Origin of the sequence: Fibrobacter sp. UWB16 (assembly GCF_900215325.1) — a bacterium.
GTDB lineage: Bacteria > Fibrobacterota > Fibrobacteria > Fibrobacterales > Fibrobacteraceae > Fibrobacter.
Genome location: NZ_OCMS01000001.1, coordinates 913,569 through 926,323 on the forward strand (window position 1 = coordinate 913,569; position 12,755 = coordinate 926,323).

General features: G+C 49.1%; 12 protein-coding genes. 4 read left to right on the forward strand and 8 right to left on the reverse strand.

The window, feature by feature from the left end; genetic code table 11:
• Positions 1-109: 109 nt before the first annotated feature.
• Entirely contained in the window at positions 110-1,120 is a 1,011-nt protein-coding gene (locus CRN95_RS03770) for a hypothetical protein (protein WP_235002858.1), read from the reverse strand.
• A 400-nt stretch (positions 1,121-1,520) separates the two neighbouring features.
• Here CRN95_RS03770 and CRN95_RS03775 point away from each other — a divergent pair, with 400 nt between their 5' ends.
• Together CRN95_RS03775 and CRN95_RS03780 are read left to right on the forward strand one after the other, a co-directional pair.
• On the forward strand, positions 1,521-2,372 hold the full coding sequence (locus CRN95_RS03775) for a DUF4423 domain-containing protein (RefSeq protein WP_088630633.1): 852 nt from the start codon (positions 1,521-1,523) through the stop codon (positions 2,370-2,372).
• Positions 2,369-3,937: a carboxypeptidase-like regulatory domain-containing protein gene (locus CRN95_RS03780; RefSeq protein WP_088630632.1), complete on the forward strand. Its 1,569-nt coding sequence runs from the start codon at positions 2,369-2,371 to the stop codon at positions 3,935-3,937. The genes CRN95_RS03775 and CRN95_RS03780 overlap by 4 nt, the downstream gene beginning before the upstream one ends.
• Positions 3,938-4,013: 76 nt before the next feature.
• On the opposite strand, the gene CRN95_RS03785 is transcribed toward CRN95_RS03780, so the two are convergent.
• Genes CRN95_RS03785 through CRN95_RS03795 form a run of 3 tightly spaced genes read right to left on the reverse strand, consistent with a single transcriptional unit; the run spans position 4,014 to position 5,880 of the window.
• Positions 4,014-4,337: a DUF3392 family protein gene (locus tag CRN95_RS03785; protein WP_088640469.1), complete on the reverse strand. Its 324-nt coding sequence runs from the start codon at positions 4,335-4,337 to the stop codon at positions 4,014-4,016.
• A 12-nt stretch (positions 4,338-4,349) separates the two neighbouring features.
• The gene (gene coaE, locus CRN95_RS03790; RefSeq protein WP_088630631.1) at positions 4,350-4,982 is read right to left on the reverse strand and encodes a dephospho-CoA kinase; all 633 of its coding nucleotides are present in this window, start codon (positions 4,980-4,982) and stop codon (positions 4,350-4,352) included.
• Between the two features lie 28 nt (positions 4,983-5,010).
• Entirely contained in the window at positions 5,011-5,880 is an 870-nt protein-coding gene (locus tag CRN95_RS03795) for a DMT family transporter (RefSeq protein ID WP_088630630.1), read from the reverse strand.
• An 86-nt stretch (positions 5,881-5,966) separates the two neighbouring features.
• Here CRN95_RS03795 and mscL point away from each other — a divergent pair, with 86 nt between their 5' ends.
• Positions 5,967-6,416 carry a large-conductance mechanosensitive channel protein MscL gene (mscL, locus tag CRN95_RS03800; RefSeq protein WP_097020127.1) on the forward strand — a complete coding sequence of 150 codons (450 nt, stop codon included), beginning with the start codon at positions 5,967-5,969 and terminating at the stop codon, positions 6,414-6,416.
• A 277-nt stretch (positions 6,417-6,693) separates the two neighbouring features.
• Here the strand turns inward: mscL and CRN95_RS03805 are convergent, their stop codons facing one another.
• The 4 genes from CRN95_RS03805 to CRN95_RS03820 are packed head-to-tail and all read right to left on the reverse strand — an operon-like array spanning position 6,694 to position 11,263.
• Positions 6,694-7,941, reverse strand: a complete 1,248-nt coding sequence (locus tag CRN95_RS03805) for a DNA replication/repair protein RecF (RefSeq protein WP_235002859.1) — start codon at positions 7,939-7,941, stop codon at positions 6,694-6,696.
• Positions 7,942-7,949: 8 nt separating this feature from the next.
• Positions 7,950-8,999, reverse strand: coding sequence for a hypothetical protein (locus tag CRN95_RS03810; protein ID WP_088630627.1), 1,050 nt, complete (start codon positions 8,997-8,999; stop codon positions 7,950-7,952).
• On the reverse strand, positions 8,996-10,627 hold the full coding sequence (locus CRN95_RS03815; RefSeq protein ID WP_088630626.1) for a hypothetical protein: 1,632 nt from the start codon (positions 10,625-10,627) through the stop codon (positions 8,996-8,998). The genes CRN95_RS03810 and CRN95_RS03815 overlap by 4 nt, the downstream gene beginning before the upstream one ends.
• 3 nt (positions 10,628-10,630) lie before the next feature.
• Positions 10,631-11,263 carry an outer membrane lipoprotein carrier protein LolA gene (locus tag CRN95_RS03820; protein ID WP_088630625.1) on the reverse strand — a complete coding sequence of 211 codons (633 nt, stop codon included), beginning with the start codon at positions 11,261-11,263 and terminating at the stop codon, positions 10,631-10,633.
• A gap of 163 nt (positions 11,264-11,426) precedes the next feature.
• Here CRN95_RS03820 and CRN95_RS03825 point away from each other — a divergent pair, with 163 nt between their 5' ends.
• The gene (locus tag CRN95_RS03825; RefSeq protein ID WP_088630624.1) at positions 11,427-12,551 is read left to right on the forward strand and encodes a hypothetical protein; all 1,125 of its coding nucleotides are present in this window, start codon (positions 11,427-11,429) and stop codon (positions 12,549-12,551) included.
• Positions 12,552-12,755: the final 204 nt, after the last annotated feature.

Genomic DNA, 12,755 nt, shown 5'->3' on the forward strand with positions numbered 1-12,755 from the left:
GCGATTCGAGACACGTATGGTGATGCCGGCACAAAGACCGGCATGACATGAAAAAAACGCCGTCCTTGCGATAAGCAGGGGCGGCGATTTTCATAATAGAAGTAAAAGCTTACGCGAGTTCGTTCACGTGCTGAAGCACGAGCTTTTGAGCAGCACCATTGTACAAGACAGCATCATAGTTTTCGCCATTCTTGCCCACGCGCGATTCCGTCACAATGCCGTTTTGAGCGCCCGTTTCCGTCGGTTCAAAGAAAATCTTGCCTAGAGCAGTTTTCTTTTCTTCAAGCATGTTCTGAGCAACAAACCAGTCGCGAATGGCCTTGAAATAAATCTTTTCAACATTCGAATCCTGCGGGAGCAAGTCGTTCAAACGTCTTGCAATTTCGCTGACCGGCACCGGAGATTCATCTGTCGGATAATTCTTGAGCTGTTCTTCGGTCACATGGAATTTTTCCTTACCACTGCGGCCAGTCTCGCCCAATTCTGCACGCGATTTGCGCCTTGCCAAGCGTTCATTCGCCTGAGCAACGCATTTATCAATATTATCCAAAATAAACTTCTGAGCATCGGCATTGCATTTCGTGTAAACCGAATGGTGTCCACGAATATCAGCTTCAACCTTTGCAAAACCAAGTTCTTCACCACGCGGAGTCGGCAAATTCAGGTCCTTGCCCTTATCGCCCTCTTCCTTCAAAAGAACGCCTTCTCTCGAAAGCACTTCAGCCACGTCTGCGTACACAAGCGGCATCATTCCACTTTCATGCGGGATCAAGAAATTCAAGCGGCGTACAACACCCGATACAGAAACCGGTTCAACAGAAATTTCGAACTTGGACAACATTTCGGGAGTAAAGACAAGTTCTTGCGTTGCCACTTCACGGACTGGGCGCGGCTTTACAGCCTTTTGCGGTTTCGGAGCCACCACCTTTTCGCGACGTTCCATCACCGGCATAACCTTTTGCTTTAAATAATCAGCCACATAAGCAAGGCATTTGCTAATACGTTCCTGCTTACACACATCACCTTCCGGAAGAGTTTCCTCAGTCAAAGGATTCACCCCACAAGAAAGCTTTCGCAAATACATTTCAGCACGTTCAAGAATCTTTATTTCTGCTGGCATTTTTAACAATCCCTTTTTAATCTTTTTCAGGCTAGAACAATATAACATCTTTTATAAACAAAAAAGCCAGTGCAGCTCTTAACCGCACCAGCTTTACGCCTATACACCAAATTTTACTTAAAGATTAGCCGTAAACGAAGCCTAGTACAATAGCAATCAGTGAAAAAATCACAACTTGCCTTAAAACAACGATGTCTTCTTTCTGCATAGCTACCTCTCTGTTTTTCTTGCCTTAAATTAGATTTTTAGCTCGAAAATCGTACAGATGTAAGAAAAACATCATTTTTACAAAAATAATCCGTGATAAACATCATACACCATATTGTCAATTCGTCAATAAAACTTCAAAAAAAACGATCCTAGCTCTTTGTAAAAAATCTATTTCATAGTAGAGGCGGTTATGTTAAATATTGACGAAATTGGCGATTACAGAGATCTACTGAAAAATTTCTTCGTGCAGAAGAAATTGGAATTTCCGCTATTTTCCTATAAGATGATGGGACAAAAACTTGGACTCGAAACGAGCCAGGTTTTCCGTGTATTGAATAAGGAATCCCACCTCCCCGCGCAGAGTATCCCGCTCTCCAAAAAATTGCTCGGGCTCAAAGGCCGCGATGGAGAACTTTTTGAGATTTTGGTAGCGGCATCGCGCACAAAATCCAAAGCAAAAAAAGATAAGCTTTACAAGATGGCACTCGCATTGCAAGACGTGAGCCTCCGCAAACTGAATTCCAACGAAATTTTATTCCTCAGCCGCTGGTGGATACCCGTAGTCCGTTCGATTATCGAAATCAATGGCGGCAAGGCCGATGTCCACACCTTGGTTAAGCAGATTACGCCAGCCGTTTCCGAGGACCAGGTGAAAGAAGCCATTCGAGTCTTGAAAGAGCTCAAGATGATTACGCCGCTCGCCTCCGAACGTTACGCCGTTTCGACCGTCAATTTTACATCGGCAGGGGCAACCAAAGTTACCGCCATTCGCAGTTACCAGAATCAACTGCTTACGCTTGCGCAAAACGCGCTCGTCAACATTCCGCCAAGCGAGCGCAACATTTCATCTATTCTCGCTTGCGTTGATGACGAATGTCTTGAAGATCTCGTCGAGATGACTTGCGAATTTCGCAGACAAGTTCAAAAACGCGTTGCCGAAGTTGCAGAGCCAAAGAAGGTCATGCAGTTCATCTTCTCGCTGTACCCGGTTGCCGATATTTCGGACAAAGAAACAACAAAAGAAAAAGCGAGGATAGCATGAAAAGATTATTAGCATCTCTATCCTGTGTATTACTATTCGCCTGCTCCTCAGATAAGAATCTCGCAGGCGCTAGCACCGTTGAAACCGAAAACGCTTGCATCATCAACGTTGTAAACATCAATTCTAAACCGGCTGCCAACGTTGTCGCAAGAATCCGTCCGCTTTGGTACGTGGAAGGAGTTTCATCGAATTCCGCCGTCACGCAAAATAATATACAAGACGCAACATTAGAAGTCGCTGCAGATTCGCTCGGCAACATCGTCATGGATTCCATCAACTTTGATAAAGGCTACATCGAAATCATTGATGGCAATTCCGGCGTTTTCCAAGCTATTGCCTCTAGCGACTTAAAGAAGAATAAATTAACAACCATGCAAATGGAAGAACTCGGCTCCGTCACCGGCAAGGCTGCACTCCCCGAAGGAACCGACTACGCCTGGGTCCAGATTTACGGCACCGATAAAATCGTAAAGACCAACAAAGACGGCGAATTCACACTCGATTCACTTCCGCCCGCAAGCTACCAGATTCGTGCCATATTGCCCGATGAACAAGCGACAATTGGCGAAGCCTCCATTACAATTTCTGCTGGCGAAAAGAGCGATATCCAAGCGCTAGCAAAACCGACTCTCGAAAACGAACAATTAGAGCAATGGGCACATGTTCGCACCATTCCGCTTGATTCTACAATCTCGGATTGGATGAAACCCATCGCAGAAACTACCGTTGTCTTTGTGCGATTAAACGAAACGAACTTCGACTTTAGCGAAGCCATGGACAACGGAAACGACATCCGATTCACCGACCAAAGCGGGAACCGTCTCGCATTCAAGCGAGCTTTCTGGAACAGCACCACTCCAGACACTCCGCAGTCCGCAGAATTCCAAATCCGCATCGACGGCTCATCAAGCGTTGAAAACCTCGAAATGTACTGGGGCAAGACCGCAGCACTCGACGCAAGCGCAAGCAATGATATCTGGGCAAGCCTCCCCGACTCGCTCGTAAAAGCCATCCATTCCATCACGCTGATTGACTTCGAAAATCAAAAACTCGAATCCGCATTTGACTACGGCGACGGTCCGCGCGAATGGTACTTCCATCCACAAGACACAAACGTCACGACAACGCCCTCAAGCGAAAACATTCAGGACGCCTTTGAATCCAGCAAGGAACGTGGCGGCTACGTATTCCATTGGAAGAGCACTAGCAAAACAAGAGGCAAGTGGTCGATGATCGGCTCACGCGTAAGCCGCGTCCCGTCTAGCCTAGAAGGCATCGATTCCATCGCATTCTACGCCAAAGGCAAGGGCGAGCTCGGTTTTGCGGTAGAAGTTCTCAACGAGCCGACCGGAAAAACAAAGTATGTGGACTATCTCGATTCCACCTGGAAACGCTTCTGCTTTACACCAAGCGATTTTGTCGAAGGCGATGGCGAGTTCGGGAATATGGGATGGGATTTCGTCAAGCCGCGCGTCACGACTTTCACCATTTGGATTGTAGACGAAAGCGAAATGTGGATTGACGACGTTATTTTATACGGAGTAAACCGCGATAATTTTAATTAGCTATTAGTCATCAGTCATTAGTTAATAGTTATTGATTGAATCTAACGACTATTGACTATTGACTATTGACTAAGTATCAGATATCTTTCCCGCTTTTGGCGAGGAACGCAAGCAGCACAAAGCATCCCGCAACCACCCCAATCAACGGGAGGTCCGAAAGTTCGCGCAATACCATGCGCAAAAGGCGCACCATCTGCGAACTTGCAAACGCATACCCCACGCTGCACAGCACCACGAACAGTGCAAAGCGCCCAATGAACGGGATGCTTTTCGTGATGCGCTTGAAATAGTTATTGATGCAGGCGCCATAGAGCATCAAAAGCGTTGCAATCAGCCCGACCGAAATTGAATTCAAGTGAGCCCTTAAAAAGTTCGCGAACTGGTGAATATAAGGTTGCATAATTCCAATAAATTAGTGTAAGTCTCTTAGCAGTTCATCAAGCTGCTGTTCCACGTGCAATTTATCGCCATCGTTCATAACCGTGCGAATCCGCTTGCCCGGAAAAAGTTCCAGAGCACAGGCGCCACGCTGATTTTCAATACGGCGTTTAGCATCGCTTTCACTGAGTCCGCGATGTACCAAGCGTTCCAGGCGAGCACTTTCAGGCGCATCGACAATCCAGATTTCGTCAAGCATTTTTACAAGCTCGGGCGCACGCGAGAAAAGCGCAGCCTCCACGAATCGGCACTTGTCCGCGACACTCGTCAACTGCGAGGCACTTTCACTAGAAGAGTCAGCGGCCTCCCCTGAAAAAAATTCCGCCACGGCACGGTTTAAGTACGGGTAAACAATCTGCTCCAACTTCACGCGAGCATTAGCATCCGCAAAAACGCGGTCTGCAATCAGCGCGCTATTCACGCCCGTCGGCGTCAAGCATTCTTCGCCAAAGTACGCCACCATTTCAGCGCGCAGCCCCGCCGAATCGCGGTAAAGTTCATGCACTTTGCAATCGGCATCAAGCACCTGGAAATTACGCGCACGCAGCAAGGCCCCGACAAAGGACTTGCCCGCACCTATCGAACCCGTAATTCCAATCTTCAGCATAACGCCACTACTCCGCGACCATTAAAAATCAACGTCCGAGCGAAATCAAGCACAAGCCAATGACCACGCCCAACATTGCAAAAAACTTCGTCTTACTCTTGCGTTCCTTGAATATAAGAATTCCCGCCAAGAAGCTGATGAACACACTCGAACGACGCAGCACCGTAATGATCGAAATCAACGCATCCGAATCGCTCACCGCCAAAAAATAGCAACGGTCTGCAATAATCAACAGCGCCGCCACCGCCAAGAACGACCAACGGAACTGAAACGGAGTCGTCTTTTTACGCGTCGGGTACCACGTGAACAAAGTCGTCAAAAACTGCACCACGCACATGTAAATGCTGAACCAGACCTGCACTGTCAACGGTTCAAAATTCATGCGCTGCAAAATCAGCTTATCGTAAATGCCGCTGCAAGCCGCCAAAATCGTTCCGAGGAGCATCGCCACGACCCAGCCGTTGCTAAAGAAATGCCCCATTTCCTTGCGACCCGCAAGCGAGAGTCCGATGTACGAACAAACGCAAACCGCAATGCCGATCCACTGCATCACCTGCGGACGCTCGCCGAGGAATCCGACTGCGATCATGATTGTAAACAAAGGCGCAAGCGCACGAATCGTCGTCGAAATGCTGAGCGGCATGTGCGCAATCGCGCTGTACGTGAAAAGCCAGCTCCCGCCGACAATCACCGATTTGACCATCAAAAACAGGTGGTCATGCAAAGTCAGCGGCTCGCAATGCCCGGTCAAAAGCACCGGCAACATCAAAAGCGCATAAAAAACGCTGCAGAGCAAAAGTACCGGACGGACAGCGTTATCCTGAACCGATTTTTTCTTAGCCAAGTCGTAAAAGCCAAGAAAAACTGCCGAAGCAAAAGCCAATATTAACCATGACATAACGCGCCAAATTTAAAAAATACCGCCCAATCTTTAAAGACTTTGCTATTATTTAATAAGAAACCAATCATAAAGGGGACTCAAAAATGAGCATTAAAAATAAAGCAGCTTCACTCATTGAAGAATTCAAGGCATTTGCCTTCAAGGGTAACATCGTCGACATGGCCATCGGTATCATCATCGGTGCCGCCTTCGGTAAAATCGTTAACTCCTTCGTGAACGACATCGTGATGCCGCTCGTCACCGCCATAATCACCAAGTGCGGTGGCCAAGAAGCAGGTGAAGGCCTCAAGACTCTCGCATACAAGACCGCTGAAGGCGTGACCATTCCGTACGGCAACTTCGTTGGCGAAATCCTGAACTTCCTCATCGTCGCATTCGCCGTGTTCCTCATGATGAAGAAATTCCTCGGTTTCATGCAGAACATGCGCAAGAAGAAAGAAGCTGAAGCAGCCGCAGCTCCGGCAGCACCTCCGGCACCGAGCGCCGAAGAAAAGCTCCTCACCGAAATTCGCGACTTGCTCAAGAACAAGTAATATAGAGGGGGAAGCCTCCCCCTGATTGCAGCCTCGGCTGAATCCGAGTCTTCCATCACCCTCTCTAGCGGGGGCAACTGCGTAAGGCGAACAAAACAGGGCTGCTTGCAGACCTACTTTTGAGCCTAGCAGTTGGGACTTTGTTCCCACCCCGCAACGCCCCGATGCAAAAAACGCGCAAACCCTTGCGCGTTTTTTTGTATTGTCATGCCCGCCTCCGAGCGGGCATCACCTTCTTGAAAGGAGATTCCCGCTTTCGCGGGAATGACATAAAGATTTAAATTTTCAACTCAAACATTGCATCTGCTTTAAACGGCAGATCTTCCGCCTGCGGCGTAGCAATTACAACCTGGCATTCCTTTTCGCGAATGAGCGAAGCGACTGCATCACGGCGGTTCACATCGAGTTCGGCAAAAATATCGTCCAAAAGCAAAATCGGCTTTGTCAAGTAACGCGACGCCACATCGACTGCTGCAAAACGCATCGCAACCGCCGCCGAACGGCATTGCCCCTGCGACCCGACAGAACGCATCTCGTAACCAGACGCACACAGAGCCAAGTCGTCACGGTGCGGCCCCGCCATTGTCATTCCCTGCAAGCGTTCCACAAATTCCAAATCCGCGAGCTTTCGCGCAAACGCATTCCGCAGCATTTCCTCGCTTACCGCATCCGAGCCATCCGCCGCGTTCCCGGCGACATTCCCGGAACCGTCCGCAGAACATTCCGCGCACTCCCTGCGAGCAATTTCAACAACACCTTCAGCAGCACCCGTCGCGCCCGATGGAATTTCATCCATCATCTCATCCGACAGCGGGTCCGCCGCATCTAGCGCATCAAGCGACTTCAGAATCGAGCTCTTGTAAGCGCAAGTGATTTCATCCACCCCGCCCGAAAGCTTGCGATAGTACCGCGTAATAATTTCCGAGACTTCTTTCGAGAGCGCAATTCGCGCCGCCCAAAGTTTGGCACCAAGATCTATCAGCTGTTGCGTTAGCACACGGAATAAGTCTTCGCCACCGACCGCAGAGCCCTTCTGCTTAAATTCCTTAAGCCACTTGTTACGCTGTTGCAGCACGCGCTTGTAATTGCGCAACACCAAAGAATTTGCAGAAGAACGGAAACAGAGAATTTCATCGAGCCAATGCCTGCGCACATCCGGTCCACCTCGCAAAAGCTCAATATCCGAAGGCTGCATAATCACCGCCGGGCACGTCCCGAAAAACGCAGTCGGAGACTTAAGCGATTCACCGTTTTCACGAACCTCGCTCCCGCGAGAAAACACGCGAAGCGCTCGCTTCCGCTCGCGCCCCTCATCTTCAAATTCACCGCGCAGAATCAGTTCGTTCTGCTTCCATGTAATCAGTTCACGCAAGTCACGCGACCGAAACGAGAATCCCTGCGCAAGCAAATAAATCGACTCCAAAATCGTCGTCTTGCCGCAGCCATTCGGTCCGCAAATCACATTGATGTGAGCATCGAAGTTGCAGTCCATCGATTCTAGACTGCGTACCTTCGAAATGAACACTTTAGAGATCAAGGAATGTATCCCCGCAAGCCAAGCGTAAACGGAGTCCAGATGCCAGCACGAGATTCATAAAGGAACGCATAGTTCACTTCAATCGGGAACCTCTTACGCCCAATGCGAATATCAAACTTGTAACCCGCACCAAACATCCAATCCAAATCGTCCATACCAATGCGAAGCGTACCATTCGGGATGATTTCGCAATCAAAGCCCACGCGGCCAGTCCAAACATGGAGCTGCGGGTCAAAAGCCAAGAGCGTATCAGCCACCTGATAGTCAATCGCTTCCATCCAGGCGCCCACATTCTTTCCTAGCAACTTTGTACGGTAGCCAATCCCAATCTGCAACACCTTCGGGCGAACGCCTTCGGTCGATGCAAGCGAATTATCCTTGCTCGGATTCTTCGTCCACTTTGCAGACAAGTTTTCGCTAAAGCTTAAATTGCGGATAATGACAGAAGACGACCACTTTTCATTCCACTGGCGAAACCAGCTCAAGTTGATCGTCACCGGGCTGCGGAAAGAATCTTCCATTTCAATTCCATCGAAATACTGCGCCACATCCAAATTATCATAGCTCATCGAAAGCGAAAGCCCGAATGCATCCTGACGAGTCGCACGGAACGCAAAGCCAAGATAGAACATCGAGAAAAACGGAGACGCAGAACCCAGCGTCTTATCGTCATCGTCAATCACCTTGAAATCCGTATCACCGCGATAGAGCATGGCAAAGCCAACACCCATGCGCTTCCCGACCTTGCCTTCAACACCCACGGCACCACCAATACGGTCCAAGTCGCGTTTTTCAAAGTTCACCGTATAGCCAATATTTTCACGGAAACCAAGCAATGCCGGGTTCCAGTAAGCACCAGGCATAGAAGCCGTATCGGCCGAGCCCGTATTACCGCGTCCAAGTTCACGGACGCCGGCCCCCATACGTTCCACAAAGCCGTCAAAGCCACCAAGTTCGGATTTTTTCGTAAAGCCGATAGCCATAGCAGAGGAGGCAAAAGCACCAACCGCCAAGGCGGCAACAACAAGATTCTTAAACTTAATCATCTGAAGTTACCTCCGAGCGTCATAGTCTTGCCCCAGCCAATGTGACCGTGATTATCCTTTACCCTGATATAGTAGACACCCATCGTGCAATCCTTGCCGTGGTCATCTCGACCATCCCAAAAATCTTCTTTCGGATTCGTGCTACGCAAAGCATCCGCATTGCGCACTGCATTTTTCACAATCGTTCGGACCTTGCGCATGTCGTAACTGAAAACTTCAATCGTGATTTTAGATTCACGACCAACCTTGTACGAAACAAGCGCTTCGTCGCCTGGCGTAATCACGGAAGGCACCATGCGAATGGAACCCAAGTTGTTATCAAGCTTTGCGCGGTTCAAAATCACATTCCACGTAGCGCCCGAGTCTGCCGAAACAGAAATTCCATTTCCATAAGTCGCAATGGCAAGCCCCATCCGCTTTTTCGAAAGAGGGAACGCACACATAGACTTGATAACGAACCTACGGTCTGTCGCACCAGTTTCATAGCCATACAGCCACTGGTTCTTTCCGTCATCATCTTGTTCCCAGGCCTTAACACCAAGAGAATCAAGCTTAAGATAGCCACTAGCCGAGCCACCCGCCGTACGGACAAGGACAAACGCCTTATTCCCGATAAAAGCGACATCGCCCACCGTGTAATCGGCTTCATCATAAATGTCCTTTTTCAGGACCTTGCCAGCCGTATCCAAGAAATCCACCTTGACAAAGTCTTTGGACTTTTCGCCATAGATGCGCCAAAGCCCGCCTACGACATTCTTTTTATCCTTATAGTTCGTCTCGGCAATAATCTGAAGCGGATTTCCGCCCATCCAAAGCCCAGTCACACGGGAATCCTTGAGATTTTTCGAAACATTCTTGAGACCGCTCGAAGACTTGACCCAAATTCCCTGAGCCGTTGCAAGCCAAAGATCGCCTGTTTCAGGGTGCAAGCGCACATCATAAACATCCAGGTACTTTGTCGAATCCAGAACGGTACTACCTTTGAGCTGTTCGAGCTCTTCTTTTTCTACATTCAAGACAAACGTCGTATCTTTCGAGCCCTTATTGCTCGAAACGTCATGGACCATCAAGCCCAAAGCACCGCGGGCAAGCCACAAGCGTTTTCCCGTTGAATCGTAAGCAAATCCGCTCACCGTATATTTCATCGGGTCCTTAAAATCTTCGACATTCGAAGGAACTTCAATGGCATATTCATTAATCGTCTTCGGATCAAGAATCGAGAAAAATCCAGCCGGCTGCAAGTAACGGTCATCGTCGTCCATTGCAAACATCGGAAGCACAAGGCCAAGTTTAGAACCCGTATAAACAGCGGGGATGCGCCTGCGTTCTGCAAATTCGTCACTGTCGAACAGGAACCCATTATGCACCGCCGTCAACGTATCCGAAACAGCTTCCTTTTCCGTAGATTCGAGCGACACGGAGCCCTTGTCAGGCACATTGAACGTCAACAACGTAACGCCGCTGTAGCTACCATTTCGGGAAAAAGCCCACAACGAGCCTTCGGCACCAGCAGGAGCAACCGCAAACACATTGTTACTGAACAATGTTTCGGCGGCAATGGCATTACCGCACAAAGCACCCCCGACAAGGAGGCCAGCAACGATACTCTTTATATTGCCAAACTTCACAAGCTACCTCATATCGATTTCATCAACACCTGCGACAGGCTTGTACTTGAAATCGTCGTTAGAAATTTTCTTGATGACCTTGATATCCAAAATTCCGTACCATGTACTGTTCCCCGCCGGATCTTCCGTAAAAAGCCGTACCGGAGAATAGTCCTTCTTGGAAAGCCAGACTTCCATCTTGGTAAACTGTCCCGCATATTTCGCCGGATCAAGTTTCAGCACCCAGAGTTCTTGCCCTGCAAATTTTGCCTCGCCCATCGAAAGCGCCTTGCAGTTCAGGTACTTGAACAAAAGTTCTGAAGGATGGAGCGCACTCGACAAGTCTTCCACAGCCTTGATGAGGACCTGTTTCTGTTCCACATTCCACTGCCAAAGGCTCTCGCCATCGCTATAGAACTTTATGCCCAATAGGTCCAGCTTGAACTTATCCCCTTCGGCCACAACGAGACTTCCCGATTGCGTATTGATATCCGGAGAATCAGCCTGATAAACCTGAGCCCTAAAATTAAGGCTCCATGCCTTGCCCGACTTAAACCAGGATTTGGACTTGTCCAAGACCTGCTCTGCAGTCAACGCGAAAACACCTTGCACCAAGGCAAGCAACAAAAAAACAAGATAACGGGAGGAGAATTTCATATTCACCTTTATTAAAGACTCCTTCAAATTTACAAAACTGAATCTTTCTGGACTTTGCATATTCGTATATTTTGGGGTATATGGAACAAAACATTGGTTTCACAGCCAAGATATTTCTATCTTTTGCACGTAAAAATCAATAAATCTTTTTTGGAAGGATTGTATGCGTAAACTCATTTTGCCGATTGCCCTCGCCGCTACCGGTTTTGCCGCGGCCGCCGATGTCGAAATTCACGGAAATGTCGATTTCGACTTCGCTAGTTATTTCGACAGGGATTTTGACCCCACCAACGCCGCAAACCAGGACATCGACTTGTCCGTCAAGGCTAATCTCGACGAAAACGTTTCCGTGACCGTATTCACGAACACCAAGAGCAATATTACGAACTCCGACCAGGCCGCAGAAATCCGCCATGGCCTCGCCCGTTCGACCGCCATCAATAGCGACGCAGACCGCTACACCGCATTCAACTTTGACGGCGTAGAACTCCGCTGGACTCCGTTCCAGGACGTAAGCTTCATCTTCGGTGACTTGACTTACAACGCAGGTACTTTCAATTACTACTTCTGGCGTGATGCAGGCCGCTACGCCGTGATTTCCCGTGACCAGAGCATTCGCGGTTTCGGTGTCGAAGTTGGCAACAACAAGTTCGGCGACGGCAAGTTCTACATTGGCGCCACGGACGACAGCAAGAGCGCAGTTGCCGTGTTCGGCAGCTACGGCCTTAAGCTTTTGAATCGCCCGGACGAACACTTGACCATCACCCCGAGCGTAGACTGGGTATTCGGTTCCGAAGTCGGTCGTGGTTACACCTATTTCTTCGGCACAGAACTTGACTACTCCAAGAGCCTCGAAGTCCTCAACTACAGCATCTATGCCGTCTACGGCCTCCACCCGTACAAGGGCAATGCCGTTCACTCCTTCCTCCTCGAACCGAGCTTGAACTACGGCATTTTCAACTTGGGACTTAACTACTTCTACGCAATCACTAACAAGGATTACGAAGCCGCCCCGCAGATGTTCACCGAAGACCAAATGCTCTTCGCCATCGAACCGAGCTTCAACATCACAAAGAAGTTCACTCTCGGCTTGAGCTTCGAATACCACGATCCGGATTCCGAAATCAAGAAAGACGAATTCAAGTTCCTCGGCATGAACTTCTACGTCTACCCGACACTCAACACGAATGTGGTCTTCTGGTTCGGCTACAACTTCAGCAAGGACAAGAACCCGGTCGTCGGCAAATCCAAGTTCGCCCTCGGCATGAGTGCCCACGCAGACTTCTAACATTTGTCATGCCCGTCTCCGAGCGGGCATCGCCCTCTTGAAAACGTTTTAGCTCCCCGGTAAACGCCGGGGATTTTTTTGTATGGCGAGACTTTACTGGACCTTTCGCCCCTAACGGGTCTCAAGGTGACGGAGGCAGCGCAAACAATCTTACCGCACGCACAAAAAAAGACCCGCCGCGCATCCGCGGCGAGCCTTAAACAG